This window comes from Streptomyces sp. NPDC003248, from assembly GCF_055563235.1.
Genome location: NZ_JBVHDT010000002.1, coordinates 604,949 through 628,713 on the forward strand (window position 1 = coordinate 604,949; position 23,765 = coordinate 628,713).

Here is a 23,765-nt window from a genome sequence, read left to right on the forward strand (position 1 = left end):
ACCTTGGATGACCTCTTCGTCCCGAAGCAACTTGAGCAGGGACTCCGACTTGGGCCAGGACACTGCGCACCTGCGGCGATCGTCCGTGGGCGCCCATGGGTGTCCGCCGCTGTGCGCGGGCGGTGTCACGCAGTTAGACACTCACCCCACAGCTCCGGAGGACCCGGCAACTGCCCCAGAGATTTGGCGCGCAAACTCCTCAACGACCTGGGGCACGACGCGTTGGGCGCCCTCGTCTCGCAGCGCTTCGGTCAATGCCTGATGGACCGCCGCGAACGGCTGCCCCGCATGTGAGGCGCGGGTCCGGCTAACCGCCCGCTCGATCTTTGCGAGGTGGGCTGCCACGATCGGCATCGCCTTGTCGTATTCCCTGGGGTCCACGGCCATGGGCCAAGCCGATCAGCGCCCACTGATCGAGTCAAGGCCGGCGCCGAGCCATCAGCTTGGGAAGCTTGGGTTTCTTGACGGCTGTTGCTCCGCTGACCTGCGGCGGGGTGGTGCTGGACGCCTGGTTGCACCCGAGGCGAGTTCCCGCTGTTCCCCGTGATTCCCCGCAGGATCTGGCACGCGAATGGCACAGTACCTTCGCCTCGATCGTCTCCTTGGCGGAGCTGGGCCGAGGGGTCGTCCGAGCCTCAGGGCTCCGCCTTCCACCTCGACCAGTCCGCTGGCTTCACACACCCTCGGCCTGATGCGCGTAGGCCCCGCTACGGCACGATGACCCGCATGAGCGATCAGTGGCCTGTCATCCTCACCGCAGCTCTCGGCGTGGCTGGGACCGTCGTTGTGGCTTACATCGGCATCCACGGCAATCGCCGACAGACCACGGACCAAGCCGCTGTCGAGCATGAGCAATGGCTGCGTGGACAACGGCAAGAGGCTTACGTGGCTCTTCTCGACGCGTGGGACACCGCCGTCAGCAAACTCGGACACACAGTGGACGTGTGGCCGGAGCGAGAGGAGTGGCTAGACAGCCAGGGCGGTGAACCTTATGAGCTGGAGAAAGCGGTAGAGGAAGACCTTGTAGACGCCCGGCGGGGCTTGTCGAAGCCGTTAGATCGCGCCGCCATCCTGGGCCCAGCAGCGGTGGATGCGGCGGTCAGCGCGATGGACAACGCCTTTGATGCCGCGTCTGGGTATCTCAACCATCAGTCGAACCCGGATGAGCCCTTCGAGCGGGACTGGCACTCATGGCCGACGCTGATGACTCGGGCACACCAGGCGCGGAGACAGTTCACTGAGGCCTCGAAGCTTGTCCTGCGAACGCCGCCGCGGCCGGGCGGGGACGTTCACCTGCGTTCACGGGCGGGTGGTCGTCTTCGCGGCTACCGCCTCCGGTCCCATGGAGCAGCCGTGAACAGGGCCGAGTGAGACGAGGCTGAGACGGCCCTGCCTGTAGCGATCGGTCAACGGCGGTCATACAGGTAGCCCTGCGGTCTCCCGGGGTCGCTGCTGGGCGGGGACGGTTGCTGTACTTCGCTGCTGTACAGCACTGTGGGTGGGTGATCTACCTCTGACTGTCACAGGGATCGGGTAGCTTCACGTTATTCGAGCCTGGGGAGGGGCAGTGGCGGAGCAACCGGCGCAGGGGGATGCGAACGGCCTCCAGCGTTCGCGTACGTACGACGAGATCATCGAGGACAGATGGACGACCGACGAGGAGCGCCGGAACGCCAAGGCTGACTCATTGTTGGGCCATATGGCCGCGCTCCTGCTGCAACGGGGCGATACCAAACACGTGCAACTGCTGCTCTTGGTTAGGAACGCCTTCGTTGAGTATGACGATGAGTCACGTACGGATGACCTGTGGCTTGAGATCGACCCGGGCAACGAAGCGGACTTCACCAGTGAGGCTAGGGAGCACCTGAATTCGGTCTTCGAACGGATCAGCGGTCGTCTGAACTACGGCGTCACGTGGCTCGGTTTTCGCGAGACCTTGCCTCGGGTTGGCCCTGATTGGCGCGAGCGGCTGCAAGAGATGATGGCCGCTGAGCGTCCGACGAACCAGGCGCGCCGGACCATGCCCGAAAAGCCTCAGTGGGTGCTGGACGGGTTGGCCTTCACGAACTACGGCGAGCGTCGCGTGTACCAGGCGTTGAAGCACCTACAGGAGAAGGAGCTTCCCCCGGAGGAAACGATCTCGATCTTCCCGCTGCCATACGGAAGGGTGTTGGGGCACACCTGGGAACCTGATCTTCTCGTGGCTTACAAGGGCCGTGCGGGTGTGCTGGAAGTTGACGGCCCGAATCACCGCGTACGCCGAGCGATGGACACGTCGCGGGATCACTTGCTCCGGGATGCTGGCCTTGCCTATGTAGACAGGATCCCTGTTGAGGTCATAGACAACCCGCAAGAACTTCTTGCTTCCCTGAAGAGGTTTCTGCGGCGTTTGCGCGAGTGTCCGTAGCGGGCCGCGCCACTGTACGAACGACCTGAACGCCAGGGCCACGTCTGCTCGGCTTCGCCTGGGGCAATGGCGGACGGGATGGGAGCTCCCCACCCACACCCCTACGCCCTCCGTCCGGGTGCCGGCTGATCCCCCGCCGGAGGCATCGTTCTGACAGTGGCCGCTCCGGTGGCACTCGCCGTGTGGCCTTCGGCTCGCTGCTATGTGCGCGGCACGGACACCGGCCGGGCTGGAGCGGGACGGAGGCAGGAGCGCAGGCCCGGCCGGGGGCCGGGCCGCGCGCGGGGAGCGGAGCGAGCCGCCTTGAACCAGTAGAGAAAGTTTGAATCATGGTCTGACTGCCGGTGTGTGTCGTTGACCGTCGTCGAGTCCGTAGGGCAGGCCCCTTCGGGCCGTGGTGTAGAACCCTGGTTATGGGGAGTGAGCGGCAGGAGCGGATGAAGGCGCTTGGGGTGCGTCTTCGCGGACTTCGTACTGAGGCTGGTCTGACGGGGGCCGTGCTGGCGCATCGAGCCGGTGTGGGGCAACCGACCGTGTCCAAGGTGGAGAACGGGCGCATGGTTCCCAGCGTCGACGTCTTGGATCGCTTGGCTCGCGCCCTTGACCTCGACGAGTCGACGACGCAGGAAGTGCGTGACCTCCTGGTCGCGGTGGAGACCGCATCGGACGCCGTTGAAGCGCCGGAGGCTCAAGCCTCCGCCGTGGGGGCTCTTGATGAAGCGGTGCGGTCTGCTCGGCTGGTCCGCTCGTTCGGGTGCGTCGTCCTGCCGGCCATGCTTCAGAGCGCGGAGTATGCCCGGCACGTCTTCGGCAGTGCGCCGGACGCGACTCCGGAAGCTGTCGGCCGTGCGGTCGCCGCCCGTGTGGAGCGGCAGAGCCTCTTGTACGAGCCGGGGCGGGAGTCGGTGTTCGTGCTGACGGAGGCCGTGCTGCGGACCTGGCCGGGGAGTCCTGCGCTCATGCTCGCCCAGCTCGACCGGCTGCTGGCTGTCGAGAGCCTGAGCACGGTCCGCCTCGGCGTCCTGCCCTGGTGTCGCGCCGTACCCGTCATGCCTCGTCACGGGTTTACCTTGTGCGATCGAGCGGCGGTCGTCGTCGAGACCTTCCGGGGTGAGCGGGCATCGGACGACTCTCCCGAAGTTGCTGAGTACGAGGAGACGTTCACTCGCTTCGAAGCGGCCGCGGTCTTCGGGTCTGAGGTGCGGGAGCTCCTGCTCCGGGTGATGGCGGACTTCCGGGACCTGGACGGCCCCGCCACTCGTTAGAGGAATAATTCCTCTGAATGCCTGGCTCATCTGTTGCGCCCAGGAATACTCTGCTCACGGCATGTCTAGCCCCCTAGACGCAGAGGAGTGTTCCCATGCCCGCAGAGTGGTCCCGCATCTTTCCCGGCCAGGCGTGGCAGGTGGCCGAAGCCCGCCACTTCGTCGCCAGCCTGCTGGAGGGCGAGGCTTCGGGCCTCGTCGACGACGCCGTCCTGGTCGTCGGTGAGCTGGCGGCCAACGCCGTCCGGCACACACGGAGCGGCTGGTACCGAGGATGGTTCCTCGTGGTCGTCGGCTTCGCTGACGACTTCGTGCGGATTCAGGTGGTCGACCAAGGCGGCGACTGCGAGCCCGTGGTGCGGAGTGTGACCAGCCCGGCAGAGCAGGGAGGCCGCGGGCTGATGATGGTCGCGGCCTGCGCGAAGGACTGGGGCGTGAAGGACCGGCCTTCCGGTGGACGCTGCATCTGGGTCGACCTGGTGCGGGTGGGCGAGTGATGGCGCCTGATGCGGCGGCGGGCCGTACTCGTCCTCTGGATGGTGGGGAGTGAGCCCCAAGGGTGTGCCGCGGCGGCGGGCCGCGTTCTATGTGATCGGGGTCCGATCGGGACGCCGTCTCGCGCCTGTTCTGTCTAGGGCCCTAGACTCCTGGGTACTTCTAGGAGGTGTGGTCATGTCGGACGAGTTGAAGCGGATCACGGCGATCGGTGATCCGTACCTGCTCCTGCGTGAGGTCACGACACGGTTGGCCGAAGCGCAGCAGGAGGTGACCGAACTCGCCCGGCTGCGTCGCCGTGTGGTCCAGGACCTCCACGCGCAAGGGCTGTCGTACGCGCAGATCGCCGAGAAAGCCGGCCTGAGCCGCGGGCGGATCCATCAGATCCGGCACACCGGGCCAGCCCCTGAGGGTGCCTTCCTCGGGGCGGGCGCCGTCACCGTTGTCACCCCGCTGCGGTGGGACGGCGAGAAGAAGCGCCCGGTCGTCGCCATGGCAGACATGAACTCCGGGAAGCGGCTCGAGGAGCTGGCCAAGTCGTACGGGCTCGATGTCAGCTCCGGGCATGTGCAGGTGGGCGGTGAGGTCGACCTCAACCGTGACGGCCTGGTCGTCGTCTGCGGGCCGGGCATGTCTCAGGTCATGAGCGACCTGTACGCGCAGGATCCGGTGCTCAGCTGGGAGCACCCGGAGGGCGAGCCGTGGGCCCTGGTGGACCGGCGTACTGGCTCGACGTACCGCGCGGGAGTGGACACCGAACCGTCCCGTCCGCACGACGTCGGATACCTCGGCCGGCTGCCCCGGCCGGACGGCAACGGCTCCGTTCTCGCCATCGCCGGCATACACCCGGCGGGCTCCCTCGGCGTCGTCCAGCTGCTCGCCTCCGACCTCAACACGCTCTGGGGGCAGGTGGGTGAGCGTCACTTCTCGACCCTGGTGAGCGTCGAGTACGACTCTGACACCGACGAACCGCAATCCGTCGAACTGCTCACCCCGCTCTACCTGCACGACGAGGAGACGACGGCGTGAGGGTCGCCCTCGCCACGCTGCCCGCCGACCTCGGACGCGAAAACGAGGACTTCGCCGCTACCGCTCCTGGTGCGGCCGTGCTTCTCGACGGCGCCGGCGTCGGCGGGGCCGAAACCGGGTGCACGCACGGTGTCGCCTGGTTCTCCTCGACTTTGGGCGGCCTGCTGCTGCGCAGCATCACGGCGCATTCCGCCCGGCCGCTCGCCGATTGCCTGGCCGACTCGATCAGCCTTGTCCGGTCGCTGCACGAGGACGGTTGCGACCTGGCGTACCGGGCCAGTCCGACCAGTACGGTCGTCTGCGCCCGGGTCGGCGCGGGAGCTCTGGAATACCTCGTCCTTGGCGACTCCTCCCTGCTCCTGGCTGACAAGGGCGGCGGTACGTCCGTCGTCACCGACCGGCGCCTGGACGACGTCGGCAAACGGCTGCGCGGGCCGGTCGACGCGCTGCCCACCGGATCGCCCGAGCATGCTGCCGCGCTCGCCGAGTATCGCGACGCGCTGACCGGGCTCCGTAACCTGCCGGGCGGCTTCTGGATCGCCGGCCCCGACCCGAGGGCGGCCGAACACTCCCTGACAGGGACAGTGCCGCTGGAGTCGCTGGCGTCCGTGACGCTGCTGAGCGACGGTGCGACGCGACTCGTCGACCGCTTCGAACTCGCCGACTGGCGAGAGGTGTTGGCCGTCCTCGACTCCTCCGGGCCGGATGAGCTGATCCACCGGGTGCGCGCCGCCGAAGGCGGGGACCCCGACGGTCGGCGCTGGCCGCGCGGCAAAGTGCGGGACGACGCGACCGTCCTTCACTGGCTGCTGGCGTAGCGCGGGCGCGCCCTTGAGGCGCGCTCGTATATCCCCCTAGACAGTTGACGGGCCGTCGGTTACCTTTGTCGTCAACCCCCCTAGACAGTTAGGGCGGGCCCCTCCCTGTGCTGTCTAGGGGGGTATTCAATCCGCACCGCTCAGTGAGGTTCAGAAAATGCGTGTGATCCCCGTGGACACCTCGGCCGCGACGCTCCTCGTCACCAAGCTGCCCGAGGTCAAGGTGAAGGACCGGCAGACCGGAGAGGTCGCCGTGGACCCGGTCACCAACCAGCGGCTCATGGTCCTGGAGCTGGTGTTCATCGCGGCCGGCGGCTCGGACATGATCAAGGTCACCGTTCCCGAGCCGGGCATCGGTGACGGTCTGGTCATGGGCGCCCCGGTCATCCTGCCCGGTCTCGTGGCCCGGCCCTGGGAGAGCGAGTTCGGTGGACGTGCCCGGCACGGCATCGCCTACCGGGCCGACGCCGTCATGGTCAACGCCCCGGCTTCGGCGCAGGGTTGATCGCCATGGCCGACACCGTCCGGGTGCTGCTGCCCGTCCTGCTGGTCTGGGTGGCGCTGCTGGTAGTACGCCGGCGTATGCCGGTGGTGTTCTGGTGGCTGGTCGGCTATCCGGTCGTCGCGCTGCGGGTGCTCGCCTCGTACCGGGCGACGATGGACGCCTGCGGCCTGACGGTCCCGGCCTCGGCCGTCCGCCGGGCCACCGCCCGGATGCTCGGGCGGCAGGCGGCTCCCGTACCGCCTCGCCACTCGTTCCCGCGGCCGACCGGCTCCGGGCTCGTGATGCGGCTGCGCATGGCGGCCGGGCAGGCACCCGAGGACTTCGCCGCCTCTGCCGACCGGTTGCGGCACGCCTGGGGCGCCCATGCCGTGCACGTCCGGCCCACCAAGCCGGGGCGGCTGGAGTTGCGGCTGGTCGGCTGGGATGTGCTCGCCGAGGTACGGCCCGCCCGGCACCGGCTGGCCGCCGGTCCGCTCTGCCTGCCGCTGGCGCTGCGGGAGGACGGCGAGTGGCACGTACGGGACTTCCGTACCGTGCCGCACGAACTGATCCTCGGCGCCACGCAATCCGGTAAGTCCGTCTACCTGCGCAACCTGCTGTGCGGCCTGGCCCGACAGCCGGTCGTCCTCGTCGGCATCGACTGCAAATGGGGCGTCGAACTGGCGCCGTTCGCGCCCCGGTTGTCCGCGCTCGCCGACACCCCGGACCGGGCGAACGAACTCCTCGACGTCCTGCTGGAGGAAATGGAGGCCCGCTTCCGCCTCATCGGCCTCCGCAGCGGGGCCGGTCCGGACACCGTGCTCACCTCGGACGTGTGGGGGCTGCCGGAAGCGGTGCGGCCGGTGCCGGTCGTGGTCGTCGTCGACGAGGTCGCGGAACTCTTCCTCGCGGCGGGCAAGGACGACGAGAAACGGCGGGATGCCATGGTCACCAAGCTCATCCGTCTCGCCCAGCTCGGGCGTGCGGCCGGCATCTATCTGGAGGTGTGCGGGCAGCGCTTCGGTTCGGAACTCGGCAGGGGCGCCACGATGCTGCGCGCTCAGCTGACCGGCCGCATCTGCCACCGCGTCAACGACGAGTCCTCGGCGAACATGGCGCTGGCCGACATCTCCCCTGAGGCGGCCCTGGCCGCCACCTCCATCCCGGCCGAACGGCCCGGCGTCGCCATCGTCGGCGACTCCTCCGGCGGCTGGTCCCGTGTCCGCTCCCCCCACCTGACCCTCGACGAGGCGGCGGCCGTCTGCCGTGACACCGCCGCCCTGGTGCCGGAGCTGCCCCGGCTCAACGCCTTCCGGCCCGCCGTCGCCGTCGAATCGGCCGGGCCGCCCTCCTCGACCGCTGCCGTTCCCACCGCTCGCCCGGTGACCGAGTAGCCGCGCCCCTTCTCTTCACGGCCGGCGTGACCGCCTCGCGCCACGTCCCTACCCCTCCCATGCCTGAAACCGGAAGGACGCCCATGTCGCGCCCCACCATTTCCGAGATCAACGCGCTCCTCGCCGACCTGCAGACGTTCCGGGAGATCGGCGCCGGCTCCGCCGAGTACGCCGCGCTCATGGACCGCAAGGCGGAGCTGCTGGAGCGCATCGCGGCCCATACGCCCGGCGACGCCGACGCTGCCGAGGTGGCCCGCCTCGCCCGTGAGCGTGCCGACGCGCTCAAGTCCGCCAACTGACCCCCCGGAAGGGAACCCGAGCTGATGCGTGCCCACCTGCTCCGTGTGGACGCCGTGATCGTCCAGGCCGCCATCGCGGGTGCCCTGTCCTTTTCCCACCTGCACGACCTCGCCTCGGCGGCCGGACAGGGCGGCTGGAAGGCATGGGCCTACCCCGTCAGTGTCGACCTGCTGCTGGTCGCCGCCTGGCGCCGTATGCGCCAGTCACAGCGAGCGGGGCAGGCGGCCGGGGGACCGCGGCTGTGGTTCCTGGTGGCCCTGGCCGCCTCCCTCGGTGCCAACGTCGCCACCGCCGGACTCCTCGACCTGGACCACGTCCCCGCCTCGCTCCGCGTGGTCGTCGCGGGTTGGCCTGCCGTCGCCTTCTTCGGCGGCACGCTCCTGGCCCACGCACCGCACGGCCAGGAAGCGCCGGCGGCCCCGGCCTCCGCGACTCCAGACACGGACATGGAGCCGCATCCGGCCCCAGCTGTCGTCGACACGCCGGACCGGGACGCGCTTCCGGCGCCGTCCCCCGACCCCGAACCCACTGTCGCCGAACCGGTCGCCACTCCGGCCCCGGCCTCGGCTTCCGTTCCCGCCGTCGCCCTGCCACCCGCCCTCGTCGACCGCGTCCGGGCCCTGGCCGACGAACACCGCTCGACCACCGGCCGCCCCGTCGACCCCGACGCCGTACGCGCCCGGCTCGGCCTGCCCCCGTCCATGACCGCATCCGTCGCCGCCCACCTCTGAGAGAGGAGCACCACCATGCACCGCCGCTTCCGCAACGTCCGCCGCATCGGCCCCGTGAACGTCGCCTCCTACCTCGACCGCGGCAAGAACCGACACCTGGCCGCCTGCACCGCGCCCCGCTGCGACTTCTCCGCCGAGTACGACTCCCGTGCCGCCGCCGAACTCGCCGCCCGCACCCACCGTTGCTCCGCCTGACAGGAGATCACCGCATGGACGTCCCGCTCTGGCTCGCCCTGCTCTGCATCGGGGTCCTGGGCGTCAAGCTCATCCGCCCGCCCTGGTGGCTCATCGCCGCCCTGCTTCTCGGCGGCTACCTCCTCGCCGACAGCCTGCTCGCCCCCGTCATCAACTCCGTCGTCAAGTGATCCGGAAAGGAGATCCGCCCATGTTCCGGCCGAAGATCCCGACCATGCCCCAGCCGACCGGCCTGGTCCCCCCGCCCACCGTCGTCGAGCCGATCACCATCACCCCGACTGCGCAGACCCTGCCGCCGGCCTCCGTCGCTCCGGCGCCGTCCCGCCCGGCCGTCCAGCTCACCCCCGGTACCGCGCTCGCCCTCGTCGGCGGTGGGACTGGCGTGGTCCTGGTCGTCGGCGCCGTCCTGGTCTCCATGCTCCTGGCCGTCGCCGTCACCGCCGCCTCGGTCGCCGTCTGCGCCGTCGTCGTCCGCTCCCTCCTCACCCGCCGCTGATCCCTAGGCTCCGGCCGCCCGGCCTGCCCCCACTGTCTAGCCCCCTGGACGGTCAGGCCGGGCGCCCGCCTCGAACTCCCACCCACTGCAAGGAGGAACCCGCACATGCACGCCCCGGCTCCCCTCGGAGCCATCCGCCACCTGGCCGCCCTCGCCAGTCACGGCAACCTCAGCGACTACGCCCGGCAGATTCAGCGCCTGGGAGGCTGCGAGCAGCCGGTACGGATGGAGGGCCACCGCCTCGACGTCCACGCCACCACGGGTGAAGTGGTCCGGGAGGTCGTCGACGTCGACCTCCCGGCCGGACAACTCCTCATCCGCTGCAACAACCGCCGGGCCACCCGGTGCGCCGCCTGCGCCGAGGTGTACCGCAAGGACACGTTCCACCTCGTCACGGCCGGGCTGAGCGGCGGCAAGGGCATCGGCCCGGCCGTCGCCCAACACCCCCGCGTCTTCGCCACCTTCACCGCCCCGTCCTTCGGCCCCGTCCACAACCGCCCCGCCGGCGGCCGCTGCCGCTGCGGACGCACCCACCCGGACGGTGACCCCGCCCTCGGCACGCCGCTCGATCCTGACCGCTACGACTACCGCGCGGCCGTCCTGTGGAACGCGCACGCCGGTGCCCTCTGGGCCCGGTTCAGCACCTACCTGCGCCAACAGCTCGCCTCACGCGCAGGCATCGGCCGCTCCGCGCTGCGTGACTGCCTCAAGGTCTCGTACGCCAAGGTCGCCGAGTACCAGCGGCGCGGCGCCGTCCACTTCCACGCCGTAATCCGCCTCGACGGCCCGGACGGTGCCGAAGACACCCCACCGGCCTGGGCCACGACAGAACTCCTCACCGACGCCATCCGCGCGGCCGCCCGCCTCGCCGAGGCCCCCGGCCCCGTCCTCGACGGCCACGCGCACGCCTTCCGCTTCGGCGAACAGCTCGACATCCGCCCCATCCGCTCCGCCGAGTTCGCGGGCACCTCGGAGCTCTCCAGCCGGGCCGTGGCCGCGTACATCGCCAAGTACGCCACCAAGGGCGCCGAAACCGCCGGCACCCTCGACCGCCCCATCCGCAACCCGATCACGGACCTGATCGGCTCCGGCGTCACCGACCACGCACGCCGAATGATCCTCACCTGCTGGCACCTCGGCGTACTGCCTGAACTCGAAGACCTCCGCCTGCGCAAGTGGGCTCACATGCTCGGCTTCCGCGGCCACTTCTCCACCAAGTCCCGCGCCTACTCCGTCACCCTCGGCGCCCTCCGTCAGGAACGCGCCGACCACAACGAAGCCCTCACCCGCGAACGCGCGGCCGCAGCGGGCCACCCGTTGCCCGACCCGGACACCGTCCTCGTCCTCTCGCACTGGCGCTTCGCCGGGACCGGCCTGACCGCCGCGGAAACCTGGCTGGCCACGTCACGCCAATCCACCCCCGGAGCAGAAGGAGAACCGACCCGATGACCACGGCCACGCTCAACCGGAAGTGGCACACGACGGCCGAGGTCGCGGAAATGCTCGGCTTCAGCCTCTCCAAGACCAAGATGCTCGTCCTCACGGGCGAGCTCCGCTCAGTGAAGATCGGCCGTAACCGCCGCATCCTCCCGGCCTGGGTGGACGACTACGTGAACCGCGTCGCCGACGAGGACGAGAGGTGGTCCGCGTGAGCGGGAAGCGGGGCAACGGCGAAGGATCGATCTACCCCTACCGGAACGGCTATGCGGCGTACGCCTGGGTCACGACTCCGGAGGGCAACCGCAAGCGGAAGTACGTCTACGGACCGACCCGCAAAGAGGTCCATGAGAAGTGGCTCAAGCTCCACAACGAAGCCAAGAGAGGGCCGGTGGCGACCAACACGCCGACCCTGGCGCAGTACCTGGCGTACTGGCTCAAGGACGTTGTGGAACCCAACCTTCGGCCGCTGACTGCTGCCACCTACGAGACAACCGTCCGCCTCTACATCGTGCCGCTCCTCGGCTCCAAGCGGCTGGACCGGCTGACCGTCCAGGACATGCGGGGCTGGCTCAACAAGCTCGCCGAGACCTGCCAGTGCTGCGCGCAGGGCAAGGATGCCAGGCGGCCCGAGGAGCGACGGCGCTGCTGCGCCAAGGGGGAGTGCTGCCGACAGACCCTGTCGAAGCGCTCGGTCAACGACGCCCGGACGATCCTCCGCAGCGCGCTGACCAACGCCATGGTCGAGGAGCGCATCTCGAAGAACGTCGCCCAGCTCGTCAAGGTCCAGCGGGCCCGGCGCAAGCGGCCCGACCCCTGGTCGGTCGAAGAGGCGTGCACGTTCCTGGAGAACGCCCAGACCTGGCGTGACTACCTCTACTCCGCGTACGTCCTGATCCTCGTCCTGGGCCTGCGCAAAGGAGAGGTCCTCGGCCTCACCTGGTCGGACGTGAACCTGGACGCCGGTGAACTGCACATCCGGCATCAACTGCAGCGGGTCCGCCGGCGGCTCCTGCACACCGACACGGCCAAGACGGAGGCGTCGGAGGCCGTGCTCCCGCTGCCGGACGTCTGCCTGACCGCCCTCCGGCTCCGGCAGAAGGAGCAGCGGGCCGCGAGGGAGCGGGCCAAGGATCTGTGGACGGAATCGGATCTCGTCTTCACCACCCGCTACGGCACCCCGGTGGAGCCGCGGAACTTCACCCGCGAATTCGACCGCCGCTGTGAGCGCGCCGGCGTCCGCCGCATCCGCGTGCACGACACCCGCCACACCTGCGCCTCGCTCCTGGCCGCCCTCGACGTCCACCCGCGGATTGCCATGCAGATCCTGCGGCACTCCGAGATCGCGGTCACGATGGAGGTCTACACACACGTGCCCTCCGCCGAGACCCGCCGGGCCCTCCGCAAGCTCGGCAAGGCGCTCGGCGGCAGCAAGCAGAAGAAGGAAAAGAAGGGGAAGCGCAAGCAGCAAAAGGGGGCGGAAGAGCAGCCGGACAAGGACGGCCAGCAAGAGTCATAGCGGTTGCTGTACTCCGCTGCTGTACGCACGACAGAGGCCCATTCACGATCACGTGAATGGGCCTCTGACCTGTGTCGGGGTGGCGGGATTTGAACCCACGACCTCTTCGTCCCGAACGAAGCGCGCTGCCAAGCTGCGCTACACCCCGATGTCGCTGCTGGTCCTGCTTGTGCTGCTTGTCGCGGCGACGTCGTTTACTTTAGCCCACCGGTGGCTGTAGGCGAAATCCGGTTCTGGCGCGGAGGCGCATCGGGTTCGGGCGGGCGTGATCGAGGGCGACCAGGAGGAGGGCGAGGGCGTAGAAGGACAGGCCCAGGAGGAGTGCGTTGGCGAGGGTGTGCCGGTAGCCGTGGGCGGCCGTGTCGAGGAACGGGTAGAGGTGGCGGCCGGGGGTCCCCGGGGTGATCAGTTCCGCGCGGATGAGGGAAAAGACCAGGTAGGCCGCGGGGTACAGCAGCCACGGTGCCGTCTGGCGCAGGCGGAGGCGGCCGGCGGGGGTCAGCAGGAGCCAGTCCAGTACGGCGGCCGCGGGGATCACCGTGTGCAGGAGGTGGCCGGCGAGCGCGTCCCAGCGTGTGGGGGCGGCTGTGGTGGCCGTCACGGAGAACGGGGTCGCGGCGTCGGCCAGGAGAAGGTGGTACACCGCGGCGGTGATCGTCACGTAGAGCAGGGCCGCGCCGGTCCAGGCGGGGGAGAGGGGGCGGCGGGCGGTCCAGGCGCGGCGCGCCGACAGGGCCGTGACCAGGGCCAGGAGGATGCTGCTCTGGACGGCGAAGTGGCTGAGCACCCGCAGCGGGCTGCCGAGCAGCAGGGCCAGGGTGACACCCGCCGCCGCGGTCGCGGCGATCAGCAGGCGGAGCACCGCGGCCACGGGGCGTCGTACGGGGGCCACCACCGCCGAGGCGGGGACGGAGGAGGGCAGGAGCGCGTGCGTCCGCGGGATCGCCGGCAGGTCCGGGAGGTCCCTGGGTATCGGGGCGGTCATGCCCTCACGCTAGGGAGGGGGGAGGAAAGGGGCTATTCGGGCGGGTCTGTGTGGGTGATCCGCCGTCCGGAGCGCCGCCCGGGACACCTGGGGCGCCTGGGACACCTGGAATGCCCGGGGGGGGATAAGCCTAGGGGGTTCGGTCCGCCCAGCCCGTCGGTCCGTCTCCGGGCCGACAGCTGCGCCCCTCCGTCCGGGCCGGTGCCGTCCGGCCCCTACTCCCGTCCCACCAACGTCAGCAAAGTGGCCTCCGGTGGGCAGGCGAACCGTACGGGGGTGTACCTGTTCGTTCCGCAGCCGGCCGACACGTGCAGATAGGCCGTACGGTCTTCCGCGGTGTGCGTGGACAGGCCCTTCACCCGGTCCGTGTCCAGGTCGCAGTTGGTCACCAGTGCGCCGTAGAAGGGGATGCACAGCTGGCCGCCGTGGGTGTGGCCGGCGAGGACCAGGGGGTAGCCGTCCGCGGTGAACGCGTCCAGTGTGCGCAGGTAGGGGGCGTGGACCACGCCCATCGAGAAGTCCGCCGTGCCCGACGGGCCGCCGGCCACCTCGGCGTACCGGTCCCGCTTGATGTGCGGGTCGTCCAGGCCCGTGAGCTCCACCGACACGCCCTCGACCTTGAGCGTGCCGCGCGTGTTCGTCAGGTTGAGCCAGCCCGCGCCGTCGAAGCCGTCGCGCAGCTCCTCCCACGGGTTGTGGACGACGTTGACCGCGGGTGCGTTGCCGTTCAGGCCGTGGCGGCCCTGGGTCTTCTCCAGCAGGTAACGGGCGGGGTTGCGCAGTTTCGGGCCGTAGTAGTCGTTGGAGCCGAAGACGTACGCGCCCGGGAACTCCATGAGCGGGCCGAGCGCGTCGAGGACCTCCGGGACGCCCTCCGGGTCGGACAGGTTGTCGCCCGTGTTGATCACGAAGTCGGGGCGCAGACCGGCCAGCGAGCGCAGCCAGCGCTGCTTCTTGCGCTGGCCGCCGACCATGTGGATGTCGGAGACCTGCAACACGCGCAGGGGACGCATCCCGGCGGGCAGGACGGGAACCGTCACCCGCCGCAGGCGGAAGGAGCGGGCTTCGAAGCCCGCCGAGTAGAGCAGTCCGGCGGCGCCGACCGCCGCGATTCCTAGGGGCACTCCGTATCGCGCGCGCATGTGCCCATCGTGTCAGAACCGTCGCCCGTTAAATGAACGGGCGTCGGACTGTCCGCACCTGCGACAATCGCAGCCATGACCACGCTCAAGTCGAAGCTGCAGGAAGACCTCAACGCCGCGATCAGGGAGCGCGACGAGCTCCGCTCCTCGACGCTCCGGCTGACGCTCACCGCGATCACCAAGGAGGAGGTCGCGGGCAAGGAGAAGCGCGAGCTCTCCGACGACGAGGTGCAGAAGGTGATCACCCGTGAGGCGAAGAAGCGGCGGGAGGCCGCCGACGCCTTCGCGCAGGGCGGTCGCCCTGAGTCCGCCGAGCGGGAGAAGGCGGAGGGCGAGGTGCTCGCCGCGTACCTGCCCAAGCAGCTCAGCGACGACGAGCTGAACGACATCGTCGCCCAGGCCGTCGAGGAGGCGAAGGCGGCCGGTGCGGAGGGTCCGCGGGCCATGGGTGCCGTCATGAAGATCGTGAACCCGAAGGTGGCCGGCCTGGCCGAGGGCGGCCGTGTCGCCGCCGTGGTGAAGAAGCTCCTCGCGGGCTGACCCCGGCCGGCGCCTCGCGTCCGACGGCGGCCGGCGCCTCGCCCGACGACGATCGGTGCGTCGCCCGACGGTGACCGGCTCCCCGACGTCGAACGGCCCCCGTCCCTCCGTACGAGGGGCGGGGGCCGTTCCACATCAAGGCCGGGCGGGGCCGCTCAGCCGCGCCCCCCGTTCCCGTTGTTCCCGTTGCTTCCGTTGCTCTGCCCCTGGAACAGGTTCTCGGGGAAGGAGTACGACGGGGTCGGCACCGTGCCGCCGGTCGTCGTGCCGCCGTTGATCAGGCCGGCGATGAGGCCCTGGTCGTCGTTGCCGCCGTTGTCGTCGCCGTCGTCGTCCTCGTCGCCGCTGTCCTTGTCGCCGCCGGGGATGTCGACGAGGTTGAAGTTCGGGGCTTCCTTGCCCTGGAGCGCGCCGGACATGGCGTCCCGCCAGATCGGGCCGGGGGTGTCACCGCCGTAGACCTGGGCGTGGTAGACGCCGCCGATGGTGATGTTGGTCATCTTGACCTTCTGGGTGGCGCTGCCGACCCAGACGGCGCCGGAGAGGTTCGGGGTGTAGCCGACGAACCAGGCGTTCTTCCGCTCGTCGGTCGTACCCGTCTTTCCGGCGCTCTCGCGGCCCGACAGGCCGGCCTGCTGGCCCGTGCCGGAGTCGACCACGCCGCGCAGCAGGGTGTTGATGCTGTCCGCGGTCTTCTCGCTCATCGCGCGCGAGCACGTCGACTTCGGGACCTCCAGCGACTTCTTCGTGCCGCCGACGGTCTGGGTGATCGACTCGATGGCGATCGGCGTGCAGTACATGCCCCGGCTGGCGAAGGCGGCGTACGCGGTCGCCATCGTCAGCGGCGACAGGCCGGTCGAACCGAGCGTCATCGAGGACGGCACCTCGGGGACCTTGTCGCCGTTGCCCTGGACCACGCCGAGGGCGTCGGTCATCTTCACCACCGGGCACATGCCGATGTCGGCGAGCATCTGCACGAAGTAGGTGTTGACCGACTTGGCCATGGCCTCCTTCAGCGTGTACGGGCCGACCTCGGACTCCGCCTCGTTCTCCAGCTTCTCGTTGGAGGCGTTGGTCCACGGCTTCCCGCTGCACGTCTGGACCGAGGCCGGGTAGGGCATCTCGTACGGCGCGGCGTACGACTGGTTGATCGGCCGGCCCTCCTCCAGGGCGGCCGCGGCCACGAACGGCTTGAACGTCGAACCGGTCGGGAAGCCGAAGTTGGAGCCGCCCATCGCCGCGTCGACCGAGTAGTTGTACTCGGTCTCGTTCTTGCCGTAGCCGTACGGCTTGGACTGGCCCATCGCGAGGATCTTGCCGGTGCCGGGCTCGACGAGCGTGGCGGCCGCGGCGACCTTGTCCGACTTGTACACGTGGTCCTTGAGCGAGTCCTGGACGGACTGCTGGGACTGCGGGTCGAGCGTCGTCCGGATGGTGAGGCCGCCCTGGTTCCAGACCTTGGCGCGCTCCTCCTTGGTCTTGCCGAAGACCGGGTCGCTGAGGAAGACCCGCTCGACGTACTTGCAGAAGAAGCTGGCGCCCTGCACGGCCGTGATGCAGCCGTTCTTCGGCTGGGTGACCTTCAGGCCGAGCGGGGCCTTCGTCGCCTCGGCGGCCTCGGCCTGCGAGATGTCGCCGACCTCGGCCATGCGCTCCAGCACGACGTTGCGCCGCTTGGTGGCCTCCGCCGCGTCGTTGACCGGGTCGTAGCGGCTGGGCGACTGCACGATGCCGGCCAGCAGGGCCGCCTCGGGCAGAGTCAGGTCCTTGGCGCTCTTGGAGAAGTACCGCTGGGAGGCGGCCTCCACGCCGTACGCCTGCTGGCCGAAGAACGTGATGTTCAGGTAGTTCTCGAGGATCTTCTTCTTGCCCAGCTCCTCCTCGACCTGGATCGCGTACTTCAGTTCGCGGATCTTGCGGCCGATGGTCTGCTGGGTGGCCTGGGCGACCTTCGTCGGGTCGTCGCCCGCCTCCTCGACGAAGACGTTCTTCACGTACTGCTGGGTGAGCGTCGAGGCGCCCTGGGAGACCCCGCCGCTCTGCGCGTTCTGGTTCAGTGCGCGCAGGACGCCCTTGAGGTCGACGGCGCCGTGCTCGTAGAAGCGCGAGTCCTCGATCGCGACGATCGCCTTCTGCATGTAGGGCGAGATGGCGTCGAGGTCGACGACCGTGCGGTCACGGGAGTAGACCGTGGCGATCTGGTCGCCCTTGGCGTCGAGGATCGTGGTGCGCTGGCTCAGCGGTGGCGTCTTGAGATTGGCCGGGAGTTCGTCGAACGACTCCACCGACCCCTTGGCGGCCAGGCCCAGGGCGCCGAACGCGGGCAGGGCGATACCGGCCAGCACGGCTCCCGCGAGAACACTGACACCGAGGAACTGGGCGGCCTGCTGCGTCGCCGTCAGACCACCGCCCGAGCGCTTCTTTGGCATGGGGGAAGCCTACGTTCTCATTCGCCGGACACGCGTCAATGCCTTGGCCTAAGCTGCCCTCAACTGTCACAGCAGCAGGGCTACGTATCAATACGTCCGGAGACCCCGAATCGTTCCGGAGGTTTCTCGCTTTCTTGGTGAGAGCGTGTCCGAATCCGCCTCGTGTGTCACTCGGCGTCCGTTGTGACTCAACAGGACTGTCCCGTTTTGCAGCGGATAGTCACGCATGTCGCAGGCTCACTCCCCCGGGTGATCTGCCGCTTGCGCATAGTCCGTTCGGGCCATTCAAGATTGGGCCCGAAGGGGGTGTTGCGCTGTGCCCACCTTCCGTAACGTCCTCAACTGGCGGCGGTGAATATGCCGCTGCCGCCGTGGGGGAGCCTCGATTCGGGAGAGGACGGCGCCGGTATGGGCTGGGTAACCGACTGGAGTGCGCAGGCTGCCTGCCGCACTACCGATCCGGATGAACTGTTCGTTCAGGGAGCAGCGCAGAACAGGGCCAAGGCGGTGTGCACCGGATGTCCGGTACGCACGGAATGCCTGGCCGACGCGCTCGACAACCGCGTCGAGTTCGGCGTGTGGGGAGGCATGACGGAGCGCGAGCGCCGCGCCCTCCTGCGCAGGCGGCCGACCGTCACCTCGTGGCGCCGGCTGCTGGAGACGGCGCGCTCGGAGTACGAGCGCGGAGCGGGCATCGTGCCCCTCGACGACGACCAGGTGTACGAGAACTACGCGGCGGTGAGCTGAGGCGATCCCTCGGCTCGGTCGCCGGACGTCGGCTCGGTCGCCGGTTCAGTGGTGAGCTTGGCCACCGGTAGTCGGCTCGGTTGGGGGCAGTCGGCTCATCCGTCGGCGGCCTCGGGCAGCTCCGGCCGGTTGGCCGCGAGCCGGATACCGATGTCCCGCAGTCCCGCGAGGTCGTGGACGTCGCCGGGCAGTGCGGCCACTTCGGTGACCGCGACCTCGGGGTGGAGCGCGGTGAAGCGGTCGCGGGTGCGCTGCTCACGGGAGAGCAGGTGCATGCGCTCGGCGTGCAGCCTCAACAGGCCCGCCGTGAGATCGTCGACGGTCCGGTCCGCGTCCGCGGGGGAGTCGGACGTGGCGGCCGGCGACCGGGGCGTGGGGGAGCGCCGTGCCGGGGGCCGGTCTGTCGAGGCCTCGGTCGTCGGGGACCCGTCCACCGGGGAGCTGGAGGACCCCTCCGGGGAGTCGGAGGACCCGTCCACCGGGGATTCGGGGGAGCCGGGGGAGTCGGGGGTCTCTGGTGCCGAACTGCCATACGTGTCGGGGGAGTTACGAAGTCCAGCTTTCCCGTCGTCCTGATCCACAATGCGGGGCTCTTCAAGATTTTCGGCGGCGGCGAGCGCCCGCTCGGCGGACAGCTGGGCGGCGCCGCTGCCGTGGACCCGGTTGAGCACCAGACCCGCCAGCGGCATGTCCTCGGCGGCCAGCCGCTCCACGAAGTACGCCGCCTCCCGCAGGGCGTCCCGCTCGGGAGCCGCCACCACCAGGAACGCCGTCCCGGGCGCCTGGAGCAGCTTGTACGTCGCGTCCGCGCGCGTACGGAAGCCACCGAACATCGAGTCCATCGCCGCCACGAACGTCTGCACGTCCTTCAACAGCTGACCGCCGAGCAGCTTGCCGAGGACGCCGGTCATCATCGACATGCCGACGTTCAGGAACTTCATCCCCGCGCGGCCGCCGACCTTGGCGGGCGCGAGCAGGACGCGGATCAGCTTGCCGTCCAGGAACGACCCGAGCCGCTTGGGCGCGTCCAGGAAGTCCAGCGCCGAACGGGACGGCGGTGTGTCGACGACGATGAGGTCCCACTCGTCCCTGGCACGCAGCTGCCCGAGCTTCTCCATCGCCATGTACTCCTGCGTGCCCGCGAAGCCCGCCGAGAGCGACTGGTAGAAGGGGTTGCCCAGGATCGCGGCCGCCCGCTCCGGGTCCGCGTGCGCCTCGACGATCTCGTCGAAGGTGCGCTTCATGTCGAGCATCATCGCGTGCAGCTCGCCGTCGCCCTCGACGCCCTTCACCCGGCGCGGGGTGTTGTCGAGCGAGTCGATGCCCATGGACTGCGCGAGCCGGCGCGCCGGGTCGATGGTGAGGACGACCACCTTGCGGCCCCGCTCGGCGGCCCTGAGGCCCAGCGCGGCCGCCGTCGTCGTCTTGCCGACGCCGCCCGAGCCGCAGCACACCATGATGCGCGTGCCCGGATCGTCGAGCAGCGGATCGACGTCCAGCACGCGCGCGGAGGAGAGGCCGTGCCGGGTGCTCCCCTGGCCGTGAGTCTGGTCCGGACTCATGACATCCCCTGCTTCCGCAGCTCGGTGGCGAGTTCGTACAGGCCCGCGAGGTCCATGCCCTCGGCGAGCAGCGGCAGTTCGTGCAGCGGCAGGTCCAGCTCGGCCAGGACGGACCGCTGCTCGTGCTCCAGCGCGTACCGCTCGGCGTACTCCTCGGCCTGCGCCAGGAGCGGGTCGACCAGCCGCTCCGCGTGCCCGCCGCGCCGCGCCCCGCCGAGTCCCGCGGCCGACAGCGACCGCGCGACAGAGGAACGGCCCACCGTCCGCAGGAGTTCCAGCCCGGCCGCGTCGAGCAGCTCCGGCCGCACCATGTTGACGACGACCCGCCCCACCGGCAGCCCCGCCCCCCGCAGTTCGGCGATGCCGTCCGCGGTCTCCTGGACGGGCATCTCCTCCAGCAGCGTCACCAGGTGCACCGCCGTCTCCGACGACTTCAGCACCCTCATGACCGCCTGGGCCTGATTGTGTATGGGGCCGATCTTCGCGAGCCCGGCGACCTCGTCGTTGACGTTCAGGAAGCGGGTCACCCGGCCCGTGGGCGGGGCGTCCATGACGACGTAGTCGTACACGAACCGGCCGCTGCGGTCCCTCCGGCGCACCGCCTCGCACGCCTTGCCGGTGAGGAGGACGTCCCGCACCCCGGGCGCGATGGTGGTGGCGAAGTCGATCGCGCCGAGCTTCTTCAGGGCCCGTCCGGCACCGCCCAGCTTGTAGAACATCTGGAGGTAGTCCAGAAGTGCCAGTTCGGGGTCTATGGCGAGGGCGTACACCTCCCCGCCCCCGGGAGCGACGGCGATCTTCCGCTCCTCATAAGGCAGCGCTTCCGTCTCGAAGAGCTGCGCGATGCCCTGCCGGCCCTCGACCTCGACGAGAAGCGTCCGCTTCCCCTCGGACGCGAGGGCCAGCGCGAGTGCGGCGGCGACCGTCGTCTTTCCGGTCCCGCCCTTGCCGCTGACGACCTGGAGCCTGCTCACGTCTTCGAGCGTAACCAGTCGGCGCCCGGGCCAATCGGGAGGCTGTGGACAACGGGGTGCGCCCGCCCTGCCCCAGGGGCGGCAATCGGCCACATGGCCTGCGACGGGTCACGCGGTCCACAGCGGATACAGTCGGCCCATGACCAAGTGGGAATACGCAACCGTGCCGCTGCTCGTCCACGCCACGAAGCAGATTCTGGACACCTGGGGCGAGGACGGCTGGGAGCTCGTCCAGGTCGTGCCCGGGCCGAACAACCCCGAGCAGCTCGTCGCCTACCTGAAGCGGGAGAAGGCGTGAGCGCCGTCGAGGCGAGGCTCGCCGAGCTGGGCCTGACCCTGCCGGCGGTCGTCCCCCCGCTGGCGGCCTACCAGCCCGCCGTGCAGTCCGGGCCGTACGTGTACACGGCCGGCCAGCTGCCGATGGTGGACGGCAAGCTGCCGGTCACCGGCAAGGTCGGCGCGGAGGTCACCCCCGAGGAGGCCAAGAACCTCGCCCGCACCTGCGCCCTGAACGCCCTGGCCGCCGTCAAGTCGGTCGCGGGCGACCTGGACCGCGTCGCGCGCGTGGTGAAGGTCGTCGGCTTCGTCGCCTCGGCCTCCGACTTCACCGGCCAGCCCGCCGTCCTCAACGGCGCGAGCGAGCTGCTGGGCGAGGTCCTCGGCGACAAGGGCGTGCACGCGCGCAGCGCGGTGGGCGTCGCGGTGCTGCCGCTGGACGCGCCGGTCGAGGTCGAGATCCAGGTCGAGCTGGCGTAGGGCGCGAGGAGGCGGCGGTGCGGTCGCCGTCTGCCGCCGGCCGGTACGCCGGTGGGTTCGTCGGCCTCCGGTGGCCGGAGGCCGGGCGGGCGGCTGCCGCTTCCGGGGACGTCCGGAGGCCGTGGGTACGGGGCACTACGGAATACGTCCGGAATGCGTACGGAGACGCCTACGGGACGCCTACGGGAACGGGTCGGCCCAGTGCCCCGCTCGGCGCGCCCAGGGCGCCCAGGGCACCCGTAGGCCCCCAGGCACCTCTCGAACATTCACGCACCACGGGATAGCCTCCGGCCATGGCGAATGGGCAGTGGTTTCCCGCGGACTGGCCGGACCGCATCCGCGCACTGGCGGACGGGACCCTCGAGCCGGTCGTGCCGAGGCGCGCGGCCACCGTCATGCTGCTGAAGGACACCGACGGCGGTCCCGTCGTCCACATGCTGCGCAGACGCGCCTCCATGGCCTTCGCCGGCGGGGCGTACGCCTATCCGGGCGGGGGAGTCGACCCGCGGGACGACGACCGTCACGTGCGCTGGGCGGGTCCCACGCGCGCGTGGTGGGCCGAGCGGCTCGGGGTGGACGAGGCGGGAGCCCAGGCGATCGTCTGCGCGGCCGTCCGGGAGACGTACGAGGAGGCGGGGGTCCTGCTCGCCGGGCCGGCCGCCGATTCCGTCGTCGGGGACACCACCGGCGCCGACTGGGAGGCCGACCGGGCCGCCCTGGCCGCCCGGGAGACGTCCTTCGCGGAGTTCCTCGACCGCCGCGGACTGGTACTGCGCTCCGACCTCCTGGGCCCCTGGACGCGCTGGATCACCCCGGAGTTCGAGCCCCGCCGCTACGACACCTGGTTCTTCGTCGCCGCGCTCCCGAAGGGACAGCGCACCCGCAACGCGTCGACGGAGGCCGACCGCACGGTCTGGATCCGGCCGGCGGACGCGGCCGCGGCGTACGACGACGGCGAGCTGCTGATGATGCCTCCCACCATCGCGACCCTGCGCCAGCTGACGTCCTGCGCCACGGCCGCCGAGGCCCTGGCGGACGCCGCCGCGCGCGATCTCACGCCCGTCCTGGCACGGGCGCGCCTCGACGACGGCGAGGTCGTGCTGACCTGGCCGGGCCACGACGAGTTCACCAAACACATCCCCACAGGTGGAGCCCCCGCATGACGGACGCAGCAGCCCTTCCCGGCCGGCCCCGCGGCGGGGTCCTCTCCGGTCCCGCGACCGCCCGCGCGGTCAACGTCCTGGCGCCCAACGCCTCCGCGATGACCCTGGACGGCACGAACACCTGGCTCGTCGCCGAGCCGGACTCCGACCTGGCCGTCGTGATCGACCCGGGGCCGCTGCACGAGGGCCATCTGCGCGCGGTCGTCGACACGGCCGAGAAGGCCGGCCGGCGCGTCGCCCTGACCCTGCTCACGCACGGACACCCCGACCACGCCGAGGGCGCCGCCCGCTTCGCCGAGCTGACCGGCACCGAGGTGCGGGCCCTGGACCCCGGGCTGCGGCTCGGCGACGAGGGGCTGGCCGCCGGTGACGTGATCACCGTCGGCGGGCTGGAGCTGCGGGTCGTCCCGACACCCGGTCACACCGCCGACTCCCTGTCGTTCCACCTCCCGGCCGACGGCGCCGTCCTGACCGGTGACACGGTCCTCGGCCGCGGTACGACGGTCGTGTCCCACCCCGACGGCCGTCTGGGCGACTACCTGGACTCCCTGCGGCGGCTGAGGTCCCTCACGGTCGACGACGGCGTCCACACGGTCCTCCCGGGTCACGGCCCCGTCCTGGAGGACGCCCAGGGCGCCGTCGAGTTCTACCTCGCCCACCGCGCCCACCGTCTCGCCCAGGTCGAGACGGCCGTCGAGAACGGCCACCGCACCGCCGAGGAGGTCGTGGCCCACGTCTACGCCGACGTGGACCGCTCCCTGTGGCCGGCCGCCGAGCTGTCCGTACGGGCGCAGATGGAGTACCTGGAGGAGCACGGGCTCATCTAGGGCATGCGCCGTCACCCGGACCCAGTGAGGAGCCCGGGTTCGTCAACGGCCCGCGACCGCCGTCAACGCC

27 protein-coding genes and 1 tRNA gene are annotated in these 23,765 nt (G+C 70.3%); 22 read left to right on the forward strand and 6 right to left on the reverse strand.

Going from position 1 to position 23,765, the window contains the following annotated elements; translation table 11 throughout:
- Positions 1-726 precede the first annotated feature (726 nt).
- The 16 genes from ACZ3KJ_RS08050 (at position 727) to ACZ3KJ_RS08125 (ending at position 12,570) form a co-directional block, all read left to right on the forward strand.
- Positions 727-1,371, forward strand: a complete 645-nt coding sequence (locus tag ACZ3KJ_RS08050) for a hypothetical protein (RefSeq protein WP_467525515.1) — start codon at positions 727-729, stop codon at positions 1,369-1,371.
- 196 nt (positions 1,372-1,567) lie between these two features.
- Entirely contained in the window at positions 1,568-2,407 is an 840-nt protein-coding gene (locus ACZ3KJ_RS08055; RefSeq protein ID WP_467525517.1) for a hypothetical protein, read from the forward strand.
- 413 nt (positions 2,408-2,820) lie between these two features.
- Complete coding sequence (locus ACZ3KJ_RS08060) at positions 2,821-3,672, forward strand: helix-turn-helix domain-containing protein (protein ID WP_467525518.1); 852 nt, start codon at positions 2,821-2,823, stop codon at positions 3,670-3,672.
- 95 nt (positions 3,673-3,767) lie between these two features.
- Positions 3,768-4,169, forward strand: a complete 402-nt coding sequence (locus ACZ3KJ_RS08065; RefSeq protein ID WP_467525520.1) for an ATP-binding protein — start codon at positions 3,768-3,770, stop codon at positions 4,167-4,169.
- A gap of 175 nt (positions 4,170-4,344) precedes the next feature.
- Entirely contained in the window at positions 4,345-5,196 is an 852-nt protein-coding gene (locus ACZ3KJ_RS08070; RefSeq protein WP_467525522.1) for a sigma factor-like helix-turn-helix DNA-binding protein, read from the forward strand.
- A complete protein-coding gene (locus ACZ3KJ_RS08075; protein WP_467525524.1) occupies positions 5,193-6,014 on the forward strand; it encodes an integrase in 822 nt (273 codons plus the stop codon). Before ACZ3KJ_RS08070 ends, ACZ3KJ_RS08075 begins: the two co-directional genes overlap by 4 nt.
- 157 nt (positions 6,015-6,171) lie before the next feature.
- On the forward strand, positions 6,172-6,519 hold the full coding sequence (locus ACZ3KJ_RS08080) for an SCO3933 family regulatory protein (RefSeq protein ID WP_467525525.1): 348 nt from the start codon (positions 6,172-6,174) through the stop codon (positions 6,517-6,519).
- A gap of 5 nt (positions 6,520-6,524) precedes the next feature.
- A complete protein-coding gene (locus ACZ3KJ_RS08085; protein ID WP_467525527.1) occupies positions 6,525-7,892 on the forward strand; it encodes an FtsK/SpoIIIE domain-containing protein in 1,368 nt (455 codons plus the stop codon).
- 83 nt (positions 7,893-7,975) lie between these two features.
- On the forward strand, positions 7,976-8,191 hold the full coding sequence (locus ACZ3KJ_RS08090; protein ID WP_467525529.1) for a hypothetical protein: 216 nt from the start codon (positions 7,976-7,978) through the stop codon (positions 8,189-8,191).
- Positions 8,192-8,215: 24 nt separating this feature from the next.
- A complete protein-coding gene (locus tag ACZ3KJ_RS08095) occupies positions 8,216-8,923 on the forward strand; it encodes a DUF2637 domain-containing protein (protein WP_467525531.1) in 708 nt (235 codons plus the stop codon).
- A gap of 15 nt (positions 8,924-8,938) precedes the next feature.
- Complete coding sequence (locus tag ACZ3KJ_RS08100) at positions 8,939-9,118, forward strand: mobile element transfer protein (protein ID WP_073889547.1); 180 nt, start codon at positions 8,939-8,941, stop codon at positions 9,116-9,118.
- 14 nt (positions 9,119-9,132) lie between these two features.
- Entirely contained in the window at positions 9,133-9,288 is a 156-nt protein-coding gene (locus ACZ3KJ_RS08105; protein WP_467525533.1) for a hypothetical protein, read from the forward strand.
- Between the two features lie 20 nt (positions 9,289-9,308).
- Positions 9,309-9,614, forward strand: coding sequence for a SpdD-like protein (locus ACZ3KJ_RS08110; protein WP_467525535.1), 306 nt, complete (start codon positions 9,309-9,311; stop codon positions 9,612-9,614).
- A gap of 105 nt (positions 9,615-9,719) precedes the next feature.
- Positions 9,720-11,063: a replication initiator gene (locus ACZ3KJ_RS08115; RefSeq protein ID WP_467525537.1), complete on the forward strand. Its 1,344-nt coding sequence runs from the start codon at positions 9,720-9,722 to the stop codon at positions 11,061-11,063.
- Positions 11,060-11,266 carry a helix-turn-helix domain-containing protein gene (locus ACZ3KJ_RS08120; RefSeq protein ID WP_467525540.1) on the forward strand — a complete coding sequence of 69 codons (207 nt, stop codon included), beginning with the start codon at positions 11,060-11,062 and terminating at the stop codon, positions 11,264-11,266. Before ACZ3KJ_RS08115 ends, ACZ3KJ_RS08120 begins: the two co-directional genes overlap by 4 nt.
- Positions 11,254-12,570, forward strand: coding sequence for a site-specific integrase (locus ACZ3KJ_RS08125; RefSeq protein WP_467525542.1), 1,317 nt, complete (start codon positions 11,254-11,256; stop codon positions 12,568-12,570). Before ACZ3KJ_RS08120 ends, ACZ3KJ_RS08125 begins: the two co-directional genes overlap by 13 nt.
- 74 nt (positions 12,571-12,644) lie before the next feature.
- On the opposite strand, the gene ACZ3KJ_RS08130 is transcribed toward ACZ3KJ_RS08125, so the two are convergent.
- The 3 genes from ACZ3KJ_RS08130 to ACZ3KJ_RS08140 form a co-directional block, all read right to left on the reverse strand.
- A tRNA-Pro gene (locus ACZ3KJ_RS08130) sits at positions 12,645-12,718 on the reverse strand.
- Between the two features lie 51 nt (positions 12,719-12,769).
- On the reverse strand, positions 12,770-13,555 hold the full coding sequence (locus ACZ3KJ_RS08135) for a Pr6Pr family membrane protein (protein WP_467525544.1): 786 nt from the start codon (positions 13,553-13,555) through the stop codon (positions 12,770-12,772).
- A 215-nt stretch (positions 13,556-13,770) separates the two neighbouring features.
- Entirely contained in the window at positions 13,771-14,697 is a 927-nt protein-coding gene (locus ACZ3KJ_RS08140; RefSeq protein WP_401687446.1) for a metallophosphoesterase, read from the reverse strand.
- Between the two features lie 75 nt (positions 14,698-14,772).
- Between ACZ3KJ_RS08140 and ACZ3KJ_RS08145 the strand changes: the two genes are divergently transcribed.
- On the forward strand, positions 14,773-15,237 hold the full coding sequence (locus ACZ3KJ_RS08145) for a GatB/YqeY domain-containing protein (protein ID WP_467525546.1): 465 nt from the start codon (positions 14,773-14,775) through the stop codon (positions 15,235-15,237).
- A gap of 155 nt (positions 15,238-15,392) precedes the next feature.
- Here ACZ3KJ_RS08145 and ACZ3KJ_RS08150 read toward each other — a convergent pair whose 3' ends face one another.
- Positions 15,393-17,666 carry a transglycosylase domain-containing protein gene (locus tag ACZ3KJ_RS08150; RefSeq protein WP_467525547.1) on the reverse strand — a complete coding sequence of 758 codons (2,274 nt, stop codon included), beginning with the start codon at positions 17,664-17,666 and terminating at the stop codon, positions 15,393-15,395.
- Between the two features lie 408 nt (positions 17,667-18,074).
- On the opposite strand from ACZ3KJ_RS08150, the gene wblA reads away from it, so the two are divergent.
- Complete coding sequence (wblA, locus tag ACZ3KJ_RS08155; protein WP_190046553.1) at positions 18,075-18,413, forward strand: transcriptional regulator WblA; 339 nt, start codon at positions 18,075-18,077, stop codon at positions 18,411-18,413.
- A gap of 95 nt (positions 18,414-18,508) precedes the next feature.
- On the opposite strand, the gene bagB is transcribed toward wblA, so the two are convergent.
- On the reverse strand, positions 18,509-19,975 hold the full coding sequence (gene bagB / locus ACZ3KJ_RS08160; RefSeq protein ID WP_467525548.1) for an ATPase BagB: 1,467 nt from the start codon (positions 19,973-19,975) through the stop codon (positions 18,509-18,511).
- A complete protein-coding gene (gene bagA, locus ACZ3KJ_RS08165; protein ID WP_467525550.1) occupies positions 19,972-20,949 on the reverse strand; it encodes an ATPase BagA in 978 nt (325 codons plus the stop codon). The genes bagB and bagA overlap by 4 nt, the downstream gene beginning before the upstream one ends.
- A gap of 139 nt (positions 20,950-21,088) precedes the next feature.
- On the opposite strand from bagA, the gene ACZ3KJ_RS08170 reads away from it, so the two are divergent.
- The 4 genes from ACZ3KJ_RS08170 to ACZ3KJ_RS08185 all read left to right on the forward strand — a co-directional run bounded on the left by ACZ3KJ_RS08170 (position 21,089) and on the right by ACZ3KJ_RS08185 (position 23,695).
- A complete protein-coding gene (locus ACZ3KJ_RS08170; RefSeq protein WP_003967454.1) occupies positions 21,089-21,247 on the forward strand; it encodes a DUF4177 domain-containing protein in 159 nt (52 codons plus the stop codon).
- A complete protein-coding gene (locus tag ACZ3KJ_RS08175) occupies positions 21,244-21,705 on the forward strand; it encodes a RidA family protein (RefSeq protein ID WP_467525552.1) in 462 nt (153 codons plus the stop codon). Before ACZ3KJ_RS08170 ends, ACZ3KJ_RS08175 begins: the two co-directional genes overlap by 4 nt.
- Positions 21,706-21,998: 293 nt before the next feature.
- On the forward strand, positions 21,999-22,868 hold the full coding sequence (locus ACZ3KJ_RS08180) for an NUDIX hydrolase (RefSeq protein ID WP_467525553.1): 870 nt from the start codon (positions 21,999-22,001) through the stop codon (positions 22,866-22,868).
- Complete coding sequence (locus tag ACZ3KJ_RS08185) at positions 22,865-23,695, forward strand: MBL fold metallo-hydrolase (protein WP_467525555.1); 831 nt, start codon at positions 22,865-22,867, stop codon at positions 23,693-23,695. The genes ACZ3KJ_RS08180 and ACZ3KJ_RS08185 overlap by 4 nt, the downstream gene beginning before the upstream one ends.
- The last annotated feature ends 70 nt before the right edge of the window (positions 23,696-23,765 follow it).